Consider the following 19680-nt stretch of genomic DNA (forward strand, 5'->3'; position numbering starts at 1 on the left):
GGCGGCTAATATACCGACGACGAACGGCCCGAGATGATCTCGGGCCGTTCGTCTTCGGTCTGTCGGTTGTCGCCGCGACGTCGGCGGCGAGGAGCCGAGGCGGCCCGCGGTCCGGCGTAAGTGGGCACTGTCGCCGGACGACATTGGGTATGCGGGCCGCCTCGCGGTGTCGTGGATCCGGCGGGGTACTCACCGGGTCCGCAACGACGGACCCAGACTATAAGTGTCTGAGACAATTTGCAACCGGTGCGCGGCCGGATCGGTCACGCGTGTGCGAGTCACGCGTCCCGGTGGGGCGACCGAGGCTGTGGATGGGCGAGAAGCTGTCCACAGACTGGGTTTTCGCCGTTGCGGGCGGGTGGCAGGTGGATAGGGTCGATAGCGGAAGGGGGCGCTCATGGGGGAGATGTTGCGGGTCGACGTGGAGGCTTTGCGGGTGATGGCGGCGGGGGTGCGGGTGCAGGCCGACGTCATCGGGGGGATCGACCCGGTCGATCTGATCGCCGAAGCGGGGCGGGCCATGCCGGACTCGGCCATCGGGGTCGCGGCGGCGGGAGTCGGGGAGCCGCTGGTTGACACCTTGCGGCAGTTGGCGGATCGACTACGGCACATGTCGGATGCGGCCGAGCGGGGGATGTGGACCTACGAGGAAGCCGACGCGGCGTTGGCGGGCGAGATGGAGAAGTACCTGCGCGGACTGCCGTAGCCGTTCTCCTCGGAAACCGACCGGAACCGAAGCCGGGCGAATCATGCACGGCGACAGCGATTGTCGGCCGACCTCGGAGGGAGTGGCCGACTTGGCCGCTGTCGATCCTGCCGGAGCGCGACAATGTGTTCGCCGTATACCGCACGAACAGTGGAGGAGGGGCGGGGATGCGGCCGACGGTGAGTCAGGTGTTGGGGTGGCGGCCCGACGCCGCGGTGGCCGCGGCGGACGGGGTGGTGGCGGCCAACCGGGAGTTCGTCGCGGCCATGGGGGCGGTGGGGAATGCGGTCGACGTCGCGGTGAGCCGATGGGAGGGGTCCGCAGCCACCGCGCACGCGCTGCGGGCGCTGGAAGCGCAGTGGGCAGCGAACCATATCGACGCGGCGCTGGCCGACATCGCCGACGCGCTCGCCGACGTCGCGGCACTCGCGGGGGTGTGCGCGATCATCGCCGAGATCGACGGTGAGGCCCGGGCGAACGGCTGTGAGATCGGCGAGGACGGGACCGTGCGGCCGCCGCGCGCCGAATCCGGCAACGCGGCACTGGATGTGGCGCTGCAGGTCTGCTTCGACGCGCAGGCCCGCACGCTCCAGGCCCGGCTCGTTCCGCTGCTCGACACCGCCGGTGAGACCGACCGGGAGGTGGCCGCTCGCCTCGCCGCGGCCGTCACCGCCCTCGCCGCGTTGCGGCACGCACCCGGCGGCGGGCCGCTCGACCACCGCGTGGCCGATGTCCTGGCCGGCCGGGCCTTCCTGCCCGAGGACCCGAACGCCCTACGCGCACTGTGGGAATCACTGGCGCCGGCCGACAAGGACGCGCTGTTCGCCTACGACCCGTCGATCGGCAATCGCGACGGCATCCCGGCGATCGCCCGCGACTTCTACAACCGCGCGGCCCTGGACCTGCTCCGTGCCGACGCGCGAGCCGATCTCGCCATCCTCGAAACGCGGCAGGCCCGGTGGGCGGAGGGTCACCGGCCCGACTCGCTGCGCGACTGGAACCGATGGCACGACCTGCGGGACGAGATCCAGCTGTCGCGGCAGCGACTCGCCGAGTACGACGCCGTCGAGGCGGTCATCGGCACGGTGCCCGCGGGCGCCGACCCGCCCGCGGACGGCCCCCGGCGCTATCTGCTCGCCCTCGACGACAACGGCCGTGCGGCCATCGCCATCCAGAATCCGGACGCCGCCCGCAACGTCGCGACCCTCGTCCCCGGCACCGCCTCGCCGCTCACCGGCATCGGCGGGGGAGTGGCCCGGGCCCGGGCGCTGTACGAATCCGCGCTCGCCGCCGACAGGCACACGCACACCTCGGTCATCGCCTGGTACGGCTATCCGTCCCCGCCCTGGCTCGGGCGCGCCCTGCTCGACAGCTACGCCGACGCGGGCGCTCCGGCGCTCGATCGTTTCCAGGACGGCCTGCGCGCCACCCACGCCGCCCTGCCCTCGCGCAACACCGTCATCGGGCACAGCTACGGCAGCACCCTCATCGGCGTGGCCGCCGCGGACCCCGGCGCCCTGGCCGCCGATGCGCTCGTGTTCGCGGGCAGCCCCGGTGTCGAAGTGAGTTCCGCCGCGGACCTCCGACTCGACGGCATCGCACCCGAGCACAATCGAGAGCACGTCTTCGCGACCGCGGACCCCGCCGACCCCGTCGCGGCCTTCGGCCCGCTCTCCCACGGCGTGAGCCCGGTCCATCCGGATTTCGGCGCCACCGTCTTCGAGTCCGCCGACCCGAATGCCGGCCCGGAACACCCGCGCGTCCTCGGCTGGGACGTACGCGCGCACAGCAACTACTGGGCCGTCGGGAATCCGGGTCTGACGACCCAGGGCGAGATCATCACAAACACCTATAACCGCTAGTCGAAGGTGACCCGAACCGCACTCGCCAACAACTGTCCTATAAGTAGCGGAATTATTGCGGACAGTCGAAAACGGTGGTTACCGGCCGGTCGACCGACTCGGTTTGAAACGGTTGGGTTCATGTTAGGGTTCCGGGGGGTTGTTCTTGGGAACCGGAGACAAATGCGCACAGAGAACATCAATAGGAAGTTCAAACTGCATGACGAGCGCAGATTAGCGGCGCAACTTCCGGAGCAACTGCATGGTCTCGATGTTGTCGGTTTCGTCAGGGTCGATGAGTTTTCGGGGGAGTTGCTGAACTCGTTCGGTCTGTTCGCGAGCGGGTCCGTGGCGCCGCAGGCGCGCATCTACCGCAACGCGCAGCCCAACCGGATCGATGCCTGGTTGCTGGACCTGTTGCGGCAGGCGGGAATCGGCGAGCGCTTCTATCTGCGCACCGGCCTCGAGTACTTCCCGTGGGCGGATTGTCGTGTTCTGGATCATCGCTGGCTGGAATCGCTGCGCCGCGTCATGGGCCCGAACCAGGCGTTCGTCGCGCACGGCAAGAACGGTGCGGCCATGACCATCGGCGCGCAGTACGAGGTCCTCGGCTTCGCCCGCGATGCCGCCGCCCTGGCCAACTCGCCGGCCGCCGCGCAGCCGGCCGGGCCCGCCGCGCCGCAGCCTGCCACCCCCGCGCCCTATACCCTGGCCGCGCTCTCGGCCGATGCGCCGGCGCCCGCGGCCTCGGTGCAGTTGCCGCCCGTGACCTTGACCGCACCCGCGGCCCCGAACCCGGCCCCCGCGTTCGGCTCCCCGAGCTCCGCGTCGCCCGCGCGCCCGGAACCGGTCGACCGGGTCGCGGCCACCCACGATCCGTCCCTGCTCGGCGCGAACCACGACCAGCCGCTCGTCGGCCTGAATCCCGATCACTCGCAGCCGGGTTCCGTCCGGCTGACCGGTCCGGGCCAGGACAGGCCGGCCGCGTCACCGCATGATCAGCCCCTGACGGGCTCCTCGCTCAGCGAGCCGCCGGTGCGTTCGGTGTCGAGCACGGGCGATCGGTCGTTGGTCGGCTCGACGCTGATCGAGCCGCCGAGCGGCGCGTCGCCCGCCATGACCGGCCCGGCCAAGACCTCGCGCCCCGGCGACTCGGAGAAGACGGTGCTGCTGTCCGCGATCCCCGACCGTTCGGACGACGAACAGACCACGACCCGGATCGAGCGCCCGGACGCGGTGACCCGCCGCATCACCCGCGACCAGGTCCCCGCCCCGGAACAGGGAAGCCCCGGAACCCAAGCGGCGCAGCCGGACTCGCACTGATCACCCGGGCCGATCACGGAGATCCACGCGGGCGACAGGAGGGGGTCACGCTCCCAGCAGGCCCCCGTCACCGGAAAGTTCGTTGACCGGGTCGCGCAACAGCCGACAGGGAGAACGCGTCCGCGCGTTCTCCCTTTTCCGTGTCGAACCGGCGCGGTCCCGCCTACGTTGTTCTTGGTACCGGAGTTGGCCGAGGTGCTGAACAGAGGGCGTCGACATGTCCACAATTCGCGGGCTCCCCGCCCATGTCCTGCTGGTGCACGGCCTCGTCGTGCTCGTGCCGCTGACCGCGGTGCTGCTCGTGCTCTGCGCCCTGTGGCCCGCGGCGCGGCACCGGTTCGTCTGGCTGACCGTCGCACTCGCGGCGGTGGTCACCGTCCTGACGCCGCTGACCACGGCGGCGGGGGAATGGCTCCAGGATCGACTGGGCGGCGGTGGCCCGGCCATCGAGGAGCACGCGAACCTGGGTGACGACACCCTCTTCTACGTCGTTCCGCTGCTGCTCGCGGCCGTATCGGTGGCCGTGGTGCACCTGCGGGCGGGCCGCGATCGGCCGGTGGGCCGCGCGGCGCTCGCGCTGGTGGCGGTGCTCGCGATCGCGGCCGGAACGGCGGCGACGGTGCAGATCTATCGGGTGGGCGATTCGGGGTCGCGCGCGGTCTGGACCGGCGTCGTCACCTGAGTCCCGCGAGGGGGCCCGCAAGCTCGCAACCACGACTGTCGTGACCCGGCGCCCGGTCTGCGGGGCGGCCGCCGGGTCACGGCAGTCCGTGCACGGTCAGATCTTGCGGATGACCGTGACGACTTTGCCGAGAATCTGGGCGTCGTTGCCCGGAATCGGCTCGAACAGCGGGTTGTGCGGCATCAGCAGCACCTGGGAACCGGTGCGCTTGAACGTCTTCACGGTGGCCTCGCCGTCGATCATCGCGGCCACGATGTCGCCGTTGTCGGCGACGTTCTGCTGGCGGACCACGACCCAGTCGCCGTCGCAGATGGCGGCCTCGATCATGGACTGGCCGACGACCTTCAGCAGGAACAGCGAACCCTCGCCGACCAGCTCGCGCGGCAGCGGGAAGACATCCTCCACCGCCTGCTCGGCCAGTATCGGGCCACCGGCCGCGATGCGACCCAGGACCGGTACGTAGGTGGGCGCCGGATGATCGCCCGACTCGGCCTCGGCCGTGACCGGACGCAGTTGCGCCACACCGGAAGTCGCGCGCACGGCGGTCTCGTCCAGCCCTCGGACGTCGACCGCGCGCGGGCGGTTGGGATCGCGGCGCAGGAAGCCCTTGCGCTCGAGAGCGCGCAGCTGGTGTGCCACCGAGGAGGTGGAGGTGAGCCCGACGGCGTCGCCGATCTCCCGGATGCTGGGCGGATAGCCACGGTCGCTCACCGAGGTGCGGATGACCTCCAGCACCTTGCGCTGACGCACGGTGAGATCCGCCGCCGCGCCGGATGTTTCAGTGCCGCGGTCGCCGACGTGGTCCGCCGGGCCGCTCTCACTCTCCACACCGCCCTGTTCGCTCACCGCCGCAGTCCTCCGTTCACCGCTGTGTCTCACCGGAATTCGCAACCCCGCGGCGACTCCTGCCACGGCTCCGGGGATCTTGTGCCTCGACTGTAGACCGCGACGGCCGACTGATCAAACATCTGTTCGACGCATGTCGGGCAAATGCGCGACTTTGTCGGCGGGGCGTGGTAGAAATTCGAACATCAGTTCTTCGAACACATGAGCGAGTCAATCGTCCAGGGCCCACCGGCCCGTATCCCATGGAGGTTCGTTCGATGGGCACTCTGATCAGCGAATTCGACACTCTCGGCGGCGATCTCGGCTTCGACAGCCTCCCCTGGGAGCTGCGCGCCGACGGCGTCCCGAGCCAGGCCGCGGGCACCGCCCGCGTGCTCACCTTCGATCGGCGCGCGCTCGCGCGCCCGCGCGTGAGCGCGACCCACCGCGTCGCCGGGCACGCCCGCGGCGCACACGCGCTGAATCGTGTGCAGCGCGCGCAGATCGGCTTCGCGGCCCTCGCGGTCTCGGCCCTGCTCACCGCGGTGGCCGTGGCCGGCCTGGTCGGTCTGGCCCAGTTGCGCGCGGGCGAATTCGGCGCCGAGACCATCCCGGTCGTGGACATCGTGCCCGCGCCCCAGCCCGCCAGATAGGCGGGCGGCGGGCCGATTGGAGTCCGGTGGCGTCGGGGAAGCGTCGCCGGCCGAGGATCGCTCGCCGATTGCCCGCTCGCGCCACGTTTTCCGGACACCCGCGTGGTGGCCGGAAATATAGATTGAAAAATGAAACGCGTTGCTAAGTTGCCCTCGGATGTGACCGCGGATACACCCGCGCCGGGACAGCCTGCCCGGTGTGCGGTCACACATCTCGCATCGACCGCAACAAGGGGGCGCAATGGCGCACGGCACCATAGGTACGGGGCACCACCCGTTTTCGTCGGGAACCGCACCGGGCGGCCGACGCCGCGTGCGCGGCGCGCTGCGCGTGACGGTGCTGTTGACCTGCCTGCTGGCCGGACTCGTCTCCGCACCCGCGGTGCAGGCCGAACCCGCCTACGCCGCCTATCTGGATCTGCCGTCGGTCAACGGTGACGGCGCCGGCGGCGGTGGCCTGCATCCCGCCCTGCCGTTGGATCCCGACGAGCTGCGCGTCGCCGTCGACGCGGCCCGCGCCGCGCAGATCGCCCCGCGCCGCTATGCCACGCTCCTGCACCAGTACTGGCTGACCACGGCCACCCGCAACGCCGACATCGATCTCGCCGCCTGGGACCCGGACCGCGGCGTGGCGGCCAACTCGCGGACCTTCATCCAGGTCTACGTGAACTACCTGCGCCTGAGCAACGCGCATCCGGACTTCTACTGGGTGGGACTGGCCGGGCTGGCCGGCGGGTCCTTCGCCTCGGGCTTCTTCGACATGGGCGACGTCGCCGCCGTCGTGAGCGTGCCGGGTGTGCACCAGGTGGGCAACACCGTCGCGGATCTGCTGCGCGGCACCCCGGCCGAACTGCTGGATCTGCTGCCGTCCGACCTCCGCCTGCTCGGCACCGAGGGCGAGCGCCTCACCGCCGCCGACCTGGCCTGGTACCAGACCCGGCTGATGATCATGCAGAAGCACATCTTCCTCGACCAGGTGCCGATGCACGAGGCGTACGCCGCCGAGGGGCAGCCCGCCATCGAGGAGATGTACCGCGCCGGGGTCCTGGACGAGAACGCCGTCCTGGCGTGGCGCGGCATCGACTCCGGCACCCCGGCGGGGCTGGCCGACGCGGCTCTGCGCATGACCGACCGGGAGCAGAACCAGATCATCGCCGATCAATGGGACGCCACGGCCGCCGGTCGCGGGGCCATGGGCCGGGTGCTGACCTACGTCAGCACGGTTGCCGGCAAGGCGGCGGTGCCCGGCGTGCGCGCCCCCGGTGTGTTCGCGCCCACCACGATCACCGCGGGCACCATGTCGTTGCGCACGCCGCTGCCCAACTTCAACTGGGCCGACCGCGACACGCGGTGGCACTACATCACCAACGACCTCCTGCCGCGCTATCTCGAACTGTCGGTGAACCAGGCCGTCGCGAGACCCGTTCTCGCCGAACCCTTCTCGGACAAATTGGCGGCGGGTCGGCTGCTGCGCCGGCTCCCGGATCTCCTCGGCGACATGACCGCGGAATGGCGGCTGACCCTCTGATCGACGCTCGGCACCCGGGCGGACGCACGCCGATGGCGCTCGTCCGGGTATCCTCGGGGTTGCTGAGGAGCCCAGGCCCCGACGAAGGATCACGGATGCATTGCCCGTACTGTCGCCACCCCGATTCCAGGGTTGTCGATTCACGTGAGGCCGAAGAAGGCAGCGCCATCAGGAGGCGACGTGCCTGCCCGGAGTGTGGGCGCCGGTTCAGCACCGTGGAGACCGCGATCCTGTCGGTCGTCAAGCGCAGCGGTGTGAGTGAGTCGTTCAGCCGCGAGAAGGTCATACGCGGTGTGCGCCGCGCCTGTCAGGGCCGCGAGGTCGATGACGATGCCCTCAACCTGCTCGCGCAGCAGGTGGAGGACGCGGTACGCGCCAAGGGCTCCCCCGAGGTGCCCAGCCACGAGGTCGGTCTCGCCATTCTCGGCCCGCTGCGCGATCTCGACGAGGTCGCGTACCTGCGGTTCGCCTCGGTGTACCGATCCTTCAGTTCCGCCGAGGATTTCGAGCACGAGATCGCCGAACTCCGCAAGCACCGCGCCGAACACGCGGTGGGCGCGGCGGCGGACTGACCCGTCGGCGAGCCCGCCCATCGGGCCCGCCATCGAACACCCGCGAGCCCCCGTCCGAGCACGAGATCAGCGCTTGGCCGGGGGCTTTCGCGCGGCGTCGATCGCCTTCTCGATGCGCTTGACCGACACCGCGTACGGTGTGCCGAGCTGCTGGGCGAACAGGCTCACCCGCAATTCCTCGATCATCCACCAGATCTCGGTGACATCGCGTCCGCCGCGTCGCCCCTCGGGCAGCAGTTCCAGCAGCCGGTCGTAGGCGGCGTGCACGCGATCGAGCTCGGCCATGCCCTGGCGGTCGCGATTGGCCGCGGCGGGCAGCGCCTCGAGCCGCAGCCGCGCACCCTCGAGGTAGCGCGGCAACTCACGCAATCGCGCACTGCCCCACTCGGACACGAAGCCGGGGAACACCAGATCGTCGAGCTGATGGCGGACGTCGTCGCCCGCGTCGCGATCGCGATTGTCCGCGAGCGCCGCGCGCACCCGGTGCGCCTCGGCCAGCACGGGCACCACCAGGCGCACGGTTTGTGCCACGGCCGTGGTGAAATTCGGCCGCACCTGCTCCACGAGCGCCCTGAATTGATCGGGGCTGCGCACGGGACCACCGGCCCGGGCGATCAGCTCGTCCGCCGCGCAGGCCCGGCAGTCCTCGATCAGGCCGTCCAGCGATCCGTACGGATTCTGGCTCAGCGCAAGGCGATCGGTGGGCGGCAGCGCCGCGGTCACCGAGCGCGCCGAGGTGGGCAGTGCGTTGAGCAGCAGCGTCCGGGTGCCGGTGCGCATGGCCGCGGCCTGTTCACCGGGTGAGCTCAGCACGCGGACCGCGACGCCTTCGCCCTCGGGAACCAGTGCGGGATAACCGGTGATGGTCTGGCCGCCGACCTGACGGCGCACCGTCGGCTCCAGGGTGCCGAGCGACTCGGAGGTCCACACCGCCGCCGGCGCGCGTTCCGCGGCCGCGGTGGCGCGGGCCACCGACTTCGAGACCTGGTTCGCCAGACGGGATTTGAGCGCGGCCAGATCCTTGTCGCGGTCGACCAGGGTGCCCGCGGCATCGGTCGCGGCGAACGTCATGCGCAGATGATCGGGCAGTGCGCTCGGGTCGAGCTGGGCGGGCGCGACGGTCATCGCGCCGAGCCGCGACAGTTCCCGGGCCATGCCGGTGCGCAGCGGTTCGGCGCGCGGGGTGAGCTGTGCCAGTGCGGCTTTCGCGTAGTCGGGCGCGGGCACGACCGTGCGGCGCAGCTGCTTGGGCAGGGTCTTGATGAGCGCGGTGGCCAGTTCCTCGCGCATTCCGGGCACCAGCCAGTCGAAGCCGACCGCGCGCACGTGTGCCAGCTGCGCGATGGGAATGTGCACGGTCACACCGTCATCGGCGTTGCCGGGCTCGAACTGATAGGTGAGCGGCAGGATCAGCTCGCCCTGTCGCCAGCTGTCGGGGAAGGCGGTCGGATCCAGCAGCGCCGCGTCCTCGTTCACCACGGTGGAGGCGGTGAAGTCCAGCAGTGCGGGATCGGCGCGCTTGGCCTGCTTCCACCAGGCGTCGAAGTGCCGGACCGACACCACGCCCGCGGGGACGCGCCCGTCGTAGAAGTCGAACAGCACCTGGTCGTCGACGAGGATGTCGCGGCGGCGGGCGCGATGTTCGAGATCGGCCACGTCCTCCAGCAATTCGCGATTGCGCTCGAAGAACTCGTGCCGGGTCTGCCATTCGCCCTGCACCAGTGCGTGCCGGATGAACAGTTCGCGGGCGAGTTCGGCGTCGATGCGCCCGAAGTCCACCCGGCGCTGGGTCACCAGCGGAATGCCGTACAGCGTGACCCGCTCGTAGGCCAGCACCGCGCCGCGCTTGGACGACCAGTGTGGTTCGGAGTAGGTGCGTTTCACCAGATCCCCGGCCAGGCGCTCGGCCCATTCGGGTTCGATGCGCGCGGCGGTGCGGCCCCACAGGCGTGAGGTTTCCACGAGCTCGGCCGCCATCACCCAGCGCGGGGCCTTCTTGGCCAGCGACGAGCCCGGGAAGATCATGAACTTGGCATTGCGCGCGCCCAGGAACTCCCGGCTCTCGGCCTCGCGCACGCCGATGTGGGAGAGCATCCCGGACAGCAGCGCCTGGTGAATCGAGGTCGTGTCCCACGGGAGTGCGGCGTCGGCGGCCGCGGCCTGCGCGGCGTCGCGGCCGGACCGATCCGATTCGTTGCCCGCCGCGCCGGCGGTCGCCGAACCGCGTTGGCCCCGTGCGTTCTTGGCGCCGTCGCCGGAGCCGCGCGCCGAGCCGTCACCGGCCGCCGCGGCCGTCCCGCGCCCGCGTCTGCCGCGCCCGCCGGAACGCGTCCCGTCGGCCGCGCCTCGGCGACCCGCGTCCGATCGCGCCGCGCCACCGGCGTTCTCGCCGCCGCGGTCCTCGTGCGAATCCCCTCCGGGGCGGTCGGATTCGGTGGACCAGCCCAGCCCGCGCGTGATGGTCCGCAGCTGGCCGTGCAGATCCTGCCATTCGCGGATGCGCAGATAGTGCAGGAACTCGTCCCGGCACATGCGGCGGAACTGATTGGAGGACAGCGATTTACGCTGCTCGGACAGGTAGTCCCAGAGCATCAGGTAGGACAGGAAGTCCGAGCCCTCGACGTGGAAGCGGGCGTGCTTGGTGTCGGCGGCCTGCTGGAACTCGACCGGCCGCTCGCGCACGTCCTGAATCGACAGCGCCGCCACGATTTTCAGCACCTCGGGCAGGCACCCGGTGTTGTGCGCCTCCACGAGCATGCGGGCCATGCGCGGGTCCACGGGGAGCTGCGCCATCTCCCGGCCGATGGCGGTCAGGCTCAGGCCGGTGTCGGGAACCTCGGGGGCGGTGGCCTTCTCGGACCGGCGGGCCAGCGCGCCGAGTTCCTCGAGCAGCGCGATGCCGTCGCGAATGGCCCGGCTGTCCGGCGCCTCCACGAACGGGAAGCTCTCGATGTCGCCGAGGCCCAGGGCCGTCATCTGCAGGATGACCGCCGCCAGATTCGTGCGCAGAATCTCGGGTTCGGTGAACTGCGGCCGGGATTCGAAGTCGTCCTCGGAATACAGGCGAATCGCGATGCCGTCCGCCACGCGACCGCAGCGGCCCGAACGCTGGCGCGCGGAGGCCTGCGAGATCGGCTCGATGGGCAGGCGCTGCACCTTGGTCCGCAGGGAGTAGCGGGAGATTCGCGCGGTGCCGGGATCGATGACGTATCGGATGCCGGGCACGGTCAGCGAGGTCTCGGCGACGTTGGTGGCCAGCACAACACGGCGGCCGGTGTGCGCGCTGAAGACCCGGTGCTGTTCGGCGGCCGAGAGTCGCGCGTACAGCGGCAGGATCTCGGTGCGCGGCAGGCGCATGTCGCGCAGGGTGTCCGCGGTGTCGCGAATCTCGCGCTCACCGGACAGAAAGACCAGGATGTCGCCGTCGCCCTCGGCGAGCAGTTCGCGCACCGCGTCGCCGATGGCGTCGGTCGGGTCGCGGTCGACCACCTCGGTGTTGTCGTCGTCGGGATCGTCGGAGGTGAGCGGAACCTCCAGCGAAAGCGGCTGATACCGGATCTCCACCGGATACGAGCGCCCCGAGACCTCGACGATCGGTGCGGGCGTGCCGTTCCGATCGCTGAAGTGGCGGGCGAACAGCTCCGGGTCGATGGTGGCGGAGGTGATGACGAGCTTGAGGTCGGGCCGCTGGGGGAGCAGCTGCTTGAGGTAGCCCATCAGGAAGTCGATGTTGAGGCTGCGCTCGTGCGCCTCGTCGATGATGATCGTGTCGTAGCGGCGCAGCAGCCGGTCGCGCTGGATCTCGGCGAGCAGGATGCCGTCGGTCATGAGTTTGACCAGCGTCCGGTCCGAGGCCTGATCGGTGAAGCGGACGGTGTAGCCGACGACGTCGCCCAGCTCGGTGTTCAGTTCCTCGGCGATCCGCTCGGCCACCGTGCGCGCGGCCAGTCGCCGCGGCTGGGTGTGCCCGATGGTGCCGCGCACCCCGCGCCCGAGTTCCAGGCAGATCTTGGGTAGCTGGGTGGTCTTGCCGGAACCGGTCTCACCGGCCACGATGACGACCTGGTTGGCGGCGATGGCGGCGGCGATGTCGTCGCGGCGTGCGGAGACGGGTAGCTGTTCGGGGTACCGGATCTCGGGTACGGCGGCGCGACGATTGTCGACGCGCGCGGCGGCGGCGGATATCTCGGTTTCGAGTTCGGTGAGGTCGCCGCCGCGGGCCTTGTCGAGGCGACGGCGCAAACGATGCTCGTCGCGGATCGAGAGGTCGGCCAGGCGGGATCGAAGCTCGCGAACGGTGGCGGCGGTCCTGGTCATTGCGTCGTCAAGCCTAGCGAAGTCCGTCCCGGGCCGGTCGGCGCGGTGGGGCGTTTCGGGCCGACCGGTGTTGCCCGATGTGTGCTGTATCGGCGTATCGTCCGCGTTTCGCCCCCGTGTCGTGCGACGATCGGGCGATGAGCAACGCGGCCGGCACACCGCTGTGGATCCGACTACTGCGCCTCGGTTTCGGTGCGTTCGGCGTCTTCGCGCTGGCGTACGGTCCGATCAAGGGCCTGGACGATCCGGCCTATTCGGTCGCGAACTACTTCAGCTACTTCACGATCCTGTCCAACGTGATCGGCGTGGTCGTGCTGCTGGTCGGCGCGCTGCGCGATCCGGGCGACCGGCGCTGGCAGGTCGTGCGCGGCGCGGCCACGCTGTACCTGGTCATCACCGGCATCGTCTACGCGCTGCTGCTGGCCGACATAGATGTCCAGCTGCAGGAGCAGTGGCTCAACACCTACCTGCACCGCGTCATGCCCCTGGTCCTGCTGGTCGACTGGCTGCTGGTGCCGGCGGCCGTCACGCTGAGTGTGCGACTGATCGGCAACTGGCTGGTGTTCCCGATCGTCTACGGGGTGTACACCCTGATCCGCGGTCCCATCGTGGACTGGTACCCCTACCCGTTCATCGATCCCCGGGAGCGCGGCTACCTCGCGATGTCCGGCGGCCTCGCGCTCATGGTGGTGTTCTTCGTGATCCTCGCGCTGGGGGTCGCGGTGGCGAACGGCTTCGTGGGCAAGTTCTTCAGAGAGGCGCGCGCGTCATGAAGACGCTGTGCGGATCGAGCTCGTAGTCCGCGAAAGGCCCGCACGGGACGAACCCGTGCCGTGCGTACAGCCGCACCGCGGGCGCGTAGAACTCGCTCGCCCCGGTTTCCAAGCTGAGCCGCCGATAGCCCCGCTCCCGGGCCTGGTCGAGGATGTGCACCAGCAGCCGTGAGGCCACGCCCCGCCCCTGCCACGCGGACCGCAGCCGCATGGATTTGATCTCCCCGTGTTCGGCGTCGAGCTCCTTGAGCGCCCCGCAGCCGGCGAGTTCGTCCCCCTCCCACACCGACCAGACGGTGATGTCCGGCTTCCGCAGCGCGTCCACGTCCAGCGCGTGCATGCTGTCCTCGGGCGAGTGCGCCGCCATCTCGGCGACGTGCTCCGCGAGCAGCCCGATCACCTCGGGATCGGACAGGTCGTCCACCACAATGCGCATGCGCCCAGGCTATCGATACCGCCTGGTCTGCTCGGGGCCGGATCCGGGGTGCCGCGCCGCCGCCCGCCACCGCGCATCGGGAGGCTCGCGGCCGTCGTTGCGCTCGCACCGCGGCGCGCGGATGCGAGATCGCCGGGTGCGCGGCGGCGACTTCGCCCGCACCGCACGGAAATTCAGTGGCCTCGTCCGCGCGCGCACTCCTACCCTGAGGGCTCTCGAATCGGGCGGAAGGACTCCATGGAAGCGACGGTCGCGGTGACCCCGGAGCAGTTGCCGGAGTTGCTGCTGCACGTCGCGGTGGTGCGCCCGGTGTTCCTGTGGGGCGCTCCCGGAATCGGCAAGAGTTCGCTGGTGCGCGCGTTCGCGGACTCGCTCGGGCTGGATTGTGTGACGCTGCTGGGCACCCAGCTCGCGCCGGAGGACCTCATCGGGGTGCCGCAGATCGTGGACGACCGCAGCCGGTTCGCGCCGCCGGAGATGATCGCGCGCCCGGAACCGTACTGCCTGTTCCTGGACGAGCTGAACGCCGCGCCCGCCGAGGTGCAGAAGTCCTTCTACTCGCTCATCCTCGATCGCCGGATCGGCACGTACGAGCTGCCCGCCGGTTCGGTGGTGATCGGTGCGGGTAACCGCGCCACCGACAACGCGCTGGCCCGGCCGATGGCCTCGGCGCTGGTGAACCGCATGGTGCACGTCCACCTGCGCGCCGACGTGGACGATTGGCTGAAGTGGGCCGCGCACAACGATATTCACCCCTGGGTGGTGGAGTACATCGTGCAGCGGCCCGATCATCTCTGGTCGGCGCCGCCCAAGACCGAGCAGCCGTTCTCGACCCCGCGCGGGTGGCACATGCTCTCGGACGCGCTGCACTCCTACGGCAGCGAGATCGGCGACGAGACCCTGTGGGTACTGGCCTCGGGCACGCTCACCACCGCGCACGCCGCGGGCTTCCGGGCCTTCGTGAAGGTGGTGCGGCACGCCTTCGACCTGGAGGCGGTGATCAAGGGCGACGCGTCCTGGCCGCGCGATCCGGCCGATCGCGACCTGCTCTACTTCCTGTCCGAGACCTTCCGCGCGCGCCTGATCAAGGAGCTGCCCGCCTCGCGCGAGCACGCCTCGCCGGGGTTGAAGCGATTCGTGTTGCGCGCCAAGACCATGCTCACCGAACTCGCGGAGATCTCGGTGGAATGCGCGCAGCTGGTCATCGCCGCCGACGACGACGGACTGCCGGTGCTGCCCACCTGGTTCCTGGTCGAGGTCACCCGCGATCTGCCGCGGCTCGCGGCGCGGCGGTAGCGCGGTGGCCCGCGGCGGCTCCCGCAAACGCCGCACGGCGGTGGACCCGTGGCACGAGAACATGCTCGCGGGCTGGGAGACGGTGTCGAGTCATCCGATCTTCCGGCGGATGGTCGGGGCGTATCTCTACCCGGCCGATGCTCAGCCGCCCGCTCAGGTGTGGGCGTACATCGATCCCTCGGGAGCGATTCGCCATCAGTCGGGGGTGCGCGCGACACCTGAGGAATGGGCCTGGGTGTTCGCGCATCTGAGCCTGCACGCCGGGTTCGGGCACCTGGATCCGCGTGCAGTGCCCGCGCGCTTTCTGATCGAGACCGAGGGTGCGCGGCAGGGTCGTGCGCGGCGCCGCGAGCCGAGCCCGGCGTATCGGGCCGCGTGCTGCGCGCTGGTGGATCAGTACCTGCTGACGCTCAAGATCGGCCGCCCGCCCCTGGATCTGCCCGCGGCTCCCGGTGGATCCGAGGAACGGGCGCTGGCCGAACGCTGGGAGCACGGCGGCGTCCCCGAGGCCCACCGTCGCCCGGGCTTCCCGGATTTCCTCGTCGGCGATGCCGAGACCGCCCGGAAGTGCGATCACCCAACGCATTTCGCCGTGGGCATCGGTGAGGCCGCCCGCGCGGCCCTGGCTGCGGCCGGCCGCGATGTCGGGCCGGCGCGGGCGCAGACCCTGCGGATCTGGGACCGCGCGCTCGCGTGGTTCGTGTCCTCGTATCCGCTGCTGGGTTCGCTGGCGTCCGGGATGCGGATCGTCGCGGACGCGGAGGTGGCGCGCGGGTGGAACATCTCGATAGCCGCGGTCAACGCCGAGGCCGCGGAGATCTACATCAATCCGTTCGCGGTGCTGACCGACGAGGAATGGCGGTTCGTGCTCGCGCACGAAATGCTGCACGCCGCGCTACGGCACGGTGAACGCGCGGGCTGGCGCGATCACTACCTGTTCAACGTGGCGTGCGACTACGTTGTCAACGGCTGGCTGGTGGAGATGGGCGTGGGCGAGCTGCCCGACGGCCTGCTGTACGACCCGGAGCTGAAAGGCATGTCCGCGGAGGCGGTCTACGACCTCATCGCCACCGACCTGCGCCGCATGCGCAGGCTCGCGACCCTGCGCGGGCGCGGGCAAGGGGACATCCTCGATCAACCGCTACCGCACGGTGGAAAGCCCGGGCGCTACATCGATCTCGACGAGTACTACCGCAGCGCGCTGTCCAACGGTCTCGCCTTTCATCTGGCGAGTGGCCGCGGTCTGCTGCCGGCCGGACTCGAACAGGAGATCCGCGCGCTCGATCAGCCGCCCCTGCCGTGGGACGCGCAACTGGCCCGGTGGTTCGACGAACACGTGCCCGCGGTCGAGAAGCGAAGGACCTATGCGCGCGCGTCTCGCCGCCAGTCGGCCACCCCGGACATTCCGCGCCCGGCCTGGGCGCGGCCCGAAGAATCGGTTCGACTACCCACGTTCGGGGTGGTGCTGGACACCAGCGGTTCCATGTCCACCGAACTCATGGGCAAGGGCCTGGGCGCGATCGCCGCCTACGCCCGTGCCCGGGACGTTCCGTACGCCCGCGTCGTGTTCTGCGATGCCGCCGCGCACGACGCGGGCTATCTGCCGGTGGACGAGATCGCGTCCAGGGTGCGGGTGCGCGGCCGGGGCGGCACGGTCCTGCAGCCCGGCATCCGGCTGCTCGAGCGGGCGGCGGACTTCCCGGCGGACGGGCCCGTCCTGATCATCACCGACGGCTACTGCGACGTGCTGCGGATCCGCTCCGAGCACGCCTTCCTGATGCCGGCGGGAGCATCGCTGCCCTTCCGGCCGCGCGGCCCGGTGTTCCGGATGCGCTGAGCCGCAGCGCTATCCGCGGTTCTGGGTCTCGGCGAGGAAGATCTTCAGCCCCTCGCCGATCTTGCCCGCGGCGTTCTCGAGCTGCTCGGGTGTCAGCCATTTGCCGAAGGCCGCCGCGTCCAGCAGCTGCCTGCGAACCTGCTCCAGGTTCATGGTCGCCCAGTCGCGGCGTGAGAGTTCCGGCATGGCCCGGAACGATACCTCGAGTAGAACGTTTGTTCGAGTAATTGTTCTATTCGAACGCGGCGACCACCTCGTACAGGCCCGGGTTGGCGGTCGCGACCTGGCGGGCCCGGTCGACGGACGACACCACCGCGGGATTCATGCCCGCGGCCTCGCAGGCCTCGGCGCTGTCCCAGTGCGCGACGTTGACGAGCTGGAATCGAGTGTCCGGCAGGAGCGATCGGTGCAGGCGGACGTCGCGGAAACCGGGTGCGGTGCGCATCAGCGCGGCGCGTTCGCGCCACTGCTCGATGAACGCGTCCACCTGATCGGCGGGCAGTTCGATCGCGTTGATGAACGTGACCCCTCGGTCGCTCATGGTGAGCCTTTCGTGTTGCGCTCCAAGTGGATTCGAAGCGAGTTCGCATCCTTCAGTCAGGCTGAAGCTTAGCGCATCTCCGGAGTTCCGGAGGGGGAAGTGATCATCGGCGCACGGTTGTTCGGCGAGCGGGCCCTCGGTATCGGGCGGCGCCGGAAGCGTTTTCGCCGCGGCTCCCGCGCGATTGCCGCGAAACGGGGATCCGGGACCGCTCGCGGTGCGAGCATGGAAGCGGCCTGTTCGCTGCGGTGGGAGGTGGTGGGCTGTGGCGGAATTCGTGCAGCAGTACGGTGCGCTGCGGTGGGCGGCGGTGCTCGCGTTCGCCGTCGCCGCGCTGATCGTGCTGGCGCGGTTGTCGGCGGTGCGGCCGGTCGCCGCCGAACTCGCCGGCCGCGCCGCGCAGGGGTCCGGCCGCGGTGGGGCGGCCGACCGCGAATCCGATGCCGCGCACCTGCTCATGTGCCTGGTGATGCTGGCCATGCTGGTCTTCCCGGCGGCGGACCCGCGCGCGCTGAACGGGGTGCTCACCGCGATGACGGTGGTCTACGCCTGCCTGCTGCTCGCGCGCGTCGCCCGGTGGCGGGCGGGGGAGCCGGCCGGGAGCGAGGTGCTGTCCGGCGCCGGCGTCACCGCCTTCGCCTATCACGTGGTGGCGGCCGCGGCCATGCTCTACGCCATGAGCGGGCACACCGGCGGCCATCACTCCGGGGGCGGGCCGGCTCCCGCGCCCATGCTCGCGCTGGCGGGGCTGTTCGTCGCCGACGCGGTGATCATGTCGGTGCCCGCCGCCAGAGGTGTACTGCGGCATATGTTTCCGCATCCGGTGGGCGCGGCCGGGCCGACCGTCGTGCTGCCGCACGTGGTGATGGATCTGGGTACCGCGTTCATGTTGGTGGCCGCCGCCTCCGCCTGATCCAAGACCGGCCGACCAGTATGTACGGGGGTAGTTCAGGCTGCTCACGGTCGCAATGGTGTGATGGTGGGGTGGTTCGGCGCGTCCGGCGAGGGGCGGCCGGTGTCGGTGTACGGAGGTGCGGGATGGGTTCACTGTGGCATGGCTTCGCCGATATGGGCGCGGTCGAAAGTGGTGGGGCGTTCGTGGTGGCGCGCGGCGAGGGCGCCCAGATCTGGGACGAGGCCGGCAATCGGTACCTCGACGCCACGGCCGGGCTGTGGTTCACCAATGTCGGGCACGGCCGCCGCGAGATCGCCGACGCGGTCGCGGCGCAGCTGGGCGACATCGCGCACTACTCGAACTTCGGCGACCTGGCCTCCCCGGTGCTGCGTGACCTGGCCGAGCGCCTGGCCGCCATCGCCCCGGTCCCGGGCAGCAAGATCTTCTTCACCTCCGGCGGCTCGGACGGCATCGACACCGCCGCCAAGCTGGCGCGGCGCTACTGGAACGTCATGGGACAGCCGGGTAAGACGCTGATCGTCGGCCGCGAGAAGGCGTACCACGGTATGCACGTGGCGGGCACCTCGCTGGCGGGCATCCCGGTCAACCACGAGGGCTACGGCGAGTTCATGCCCGACGCCCGCACGATCTCCTGGGACGATCCCAAGGCGCTGCTCGCGCTCATCGACGAGGTCGGCGCGGACCGCATCGCGGCCTTCTTCGCCGAGCCGATCATCGGCGCGGGCGGGGTGTACCTGCCGCCGGACCACTACCTCACCGAGGTGCGCCGCATCTGCCGGGAGAACGACATCCTCTTCGTCGCCGACGAGGTCGTCACCGGCTTCGGCCGCATCGGCGGGTCCTGGTTCGCCTCGTCGCGATTCGACCTGCAGCCCGACCTCATGACCACCGCCAAGGGTCTGACCTCCGGCTACATCCCGATGGGCGCGGTCTTCATCGCCCCGCGCGTGGCCGAGCCGTTCTTCGCCGGCGGCACCTGGTTCCGGCACGGCTACACCTACGGCGGGCACGCCGCCGCGGCCGCCGCGGCCATGGCCAACCTCGACATCATGGAGCGCGAGAACCTCCTCGACGCCAGCAAGAACCTGGAATCGCTGCTGCACGAGCATTTCTCGCCGCTGGCCGCGCACCCCCGCGTCGCCGAGGTCCGCAGCGGGCTCGGCGCGGTCGCCGCGGTGCAGCTGGCCGATCCGGCCGAGGCGATGCCGTTCGTGAAAACCCTGCGCGCGCACGGTATCTCGGGCCGCGCGGCCGGTCAGGGCGCGCTGCAGATCTCGCCGTCGTTCGTCATCACCGAGGAACAGGTCGCCGAGCTGGCAGCGGGCTTCGCCGCCGCCCTGGGCTGAGACAGGCCGGGAGTATCGACAGGACAGGCCCCGTGCACCCGAGTGCACGGGGCCTGTTCGATTGCGCGCGAGCCGGTTTCGCGTCGAG

17 protein-coding genes are annotated in these 19680 nt (G+C 70.5%); 12 read left to right on the forward strand and 5 right to left on the reverse strand.

The features are described from left to right. Window positions 1–397 precede the first annotated feature (397 nt). From ACWIGI_RS09175 to ACWIGI_RS09190, 4 genes are all read left to right on the forward strand, one after another. Entirely contained in the window at window positions 398–706 is a 309-nt protein-coding gene (locus tag ACWIGI_RS09175; protein WP_454201847.1) for a UDP-glucose 4-epimerase, read from the forward strand. A 167-nt stretch (window positions 707–873) separates the two neighbouring features. Then, on the forward strand, window positions 874–2568 hold the full coding sequence (locus tag ACWIGI_RS09180) for an alpha/beta hydrolase (RefSeq protein ID WP_454201848.1): 1695 nt from the start codon (window positions 874–876) through the stop codon (window positions 2566–2568). Window positions 2569–2730: 162 nt separating this feature from the next. Continuing rightward, entirely contained in the window at window positions 2731–3870 is a 1140-nt protein-coding gene (locus ACWIGI_RS09185) for a hypothetical protein (RefSeq protein ID WP_454201849.1), read from the forward strand. A gap of 217 nt (window positions 3871–4087) precedes the next feature. Further along, the gene (locus ACWIGI_RS09190) at window positions 4088–4552 is read left to right on the forward strand and encodes a DUF2231 domain-containing protein (RefSeq protein ID WP_454201850.1); all 465 of its coding nucleotides are present in this window, start codon (window positions 4088–4090) and stop codon (window positions 4550–4552) included. 96 nt (window positions 4553–4648) lie between these two features. On the opposite strand, the gene lexA is transcribed toward ACWIGI_RS09190, so the two are convergent. Further along, the gene (lexA, locus tag ACWIGI_RS09195; RefSeq protein ID WP_454202256.1) at window positions 4649–5380 is read right to left on the reverse strand and encodes a transcriptional repressor LexA; all 732 of its coding nucleotides are present in this window, start codon (window positions 5378–5380) and stop codon (window positions 4649–4651) included. A gap of 275 nt (window positions 5381–5655) precedes the next feature. On the opposite strand from lexA, the gene ACWIGI_RS09200 reads away from it, so the two are divergent. From ACWIGI_RS09200 to nrdR, 3 genes are all read left to right on the forward strand, one after another. Continuing rightward, the gene (locus tag ACWIGI_RS09200; RefSeq protein ID WP_454201851.1) at window positions 5656–6030 is read left to right on the forward strand and encodes a hypothetical protein; all 375 of its coding nucleotides are present in this window, start codon (window positions 5656–5658) and stop codon (window positions 6028–6030) included. Window positions 6031–6271: 241 nt separating this feature from the next. Then, a complete protein-coding gene (locus tag ACWIGI_RS09205; RefSeq protein ID WP_454201852.1) occupies window positions 6272–7558 on the forward strand; it encodes a hypothetical protein in 1287 nt (428 codons plus the stop codon). A gap of 95 nt (window positions 7559–7653) precedes the next feature. Beyond that, window positions 7654–8130, forward strand: a complete 477-nt coding sequence (nrdR, locus tag ACWIGI_RS09210; protein WP_354991087.1) for a transcriptional regulator NrdR — start codon at window positions 7654–7656, stop codon at window positions 8128–8130. A gap of 66 nt (window positions 8131–8196) precedes the next feature. On the opposite strand, the gene hrpA is transcribed toward nrdR, so the two are convergent. Further along, window positions 8197–12447 carry an ATP-dependent RNA helicase HrpA gene (hrpA, locus tag ACWIGI_RS09215; protein WP_454201853.1) on the reverse strand — a complete coding sequence of 1417 codons (4251 nt, stop codon included), beginning with the start codon at window positions 12445–12447 and terminating at the stop codon, window positions 8197–8199. Window positions 12448–12584: 137 nt separating this feature from the next. Between hrpA and ACWIGI_RS09220 the strand changes: the two genes are divergently transcribed. Beyond that, window positions 12585–13220, forward strand: coding sequence for a Pr6Pr family membrane protein (locus ACWIGI_RS09220; protein WP_454201854.1), 636 nt, complete (start codon window positions 12585–12587; stop codon window positions 13218–13220). Here ACWIGI_RS09220 and ACWIGI_RS09225 read toward each other — a convergent pair. Continuing rightward, window positions 13198–13656 (reverse strand): GNAT family N-acetyltransferase, encoded by a 459-nt coding sequence (locus ACWIGI_RS09225; protein ID WP_454201855.1) that lies wholly within the window; start codon window positions 13654–13656, stop codon window positions 13198–13200. The two genes, ACWIGI_RS09220 and ACWIGI_RS09225, sit on opposite strands and share 23 nt — an antisense overlap. A gap of 237 nt (window positions 13657–13893) precedes the next feature. Between ACWIGI_RS09225 and ACWIGI_RS09230 the strand changes: the two genes are divergently transcribed. Both ACWIGI_RS09230 and ACWIGI_RS09235 read left to right on the forward strand, forming a co-directional pair. Continuing rightward, window positions 13894–14952, forward strand: a complete 1059-nt coding sequence (locus tag ACWIGI_RS09230) for an AAA family ATPase (RefSeq protein ID WP_454201856.1) — start codon at window positions 13894–13896, stop codon at window positions 14950–14952. Between the two features lie 4 nt (window positions 14953–14956). After that, complete coding sequence (locus tag ACWIGI_RS09235) at window positions 14957–16789, forward strand: vWA domain-containing protein (protein ID WP_454201857.1); 1833 nt, start codon at window positions 14957–14959, stop codon at window positions 16787–16789. Window positions 16790–16798: 9 nt separating this feature from the next. Here ACWIGI_RS09235 and ACWIGI_RS09240 read toward each other — a convergent pair whose 3' ends face one another. Both ACWIGI_RS09240 and ACWIGI_RS09245 read right to left on the reverse strand, forming a co-directional pair. Continuing rightward, the gene (locus tag ACWIGI_RS09240) at window positions 16799–16975 is read right to left on the reverse strand and encodes a DUF6374 family protein (protein WP_454201858.1); all 177 of its coding nucleotides are present in this window, start codon (window positions 16973–16975) and stop codon (window positions 16799–16801) included. Between the two features lie 46 nt (window positions 16976–17021). Further along, window positions 17022–17330, reverse strand: coding sequence for an antibiotic biosynthesis monooxygenase family protein (locus ACWIGI_RS09245; RefSeq protein ID WP_454201859.1), 309 nt, complete (start codon window positions 17328–17330; stop codon window positions 17022–17024). Between the two features lie 265 nt (window positions 17331–17595). Between ACWIGI_RS09245 and ACWIGI_RS09250 the strand changes: the two genes are divergently transcribed. Beyond that, window positions 17596–18243 carry a DUF5134 domain-containing protein gene (locus ACWIGI_RS09250; protein WP_454201860.1) on the forward strand — a complete coding sequence of 216 codons (648 nt, stop codon included), beginning with the start codon at window positions 17596–17598 and terminating at the stop codon, window positions 18241–18243. Window positions 18244–18368: 125 nt separating this feature from the next. Next, complete coding sequence (locus ACWIGI_RS09255) at window positions 18369–19592, forward strand: aminotransferase family protein (RefSeq protein WP_454201861.1); 1224 nt, start codon at window positions 18369–18371, stop codon at window positions 19590–19592. Window positions 19593–19680 lie beyond the last annotated feature (88 nt).

This window comes from Nocardia sp. NPDC055321 (assembly GCF_053645575.1).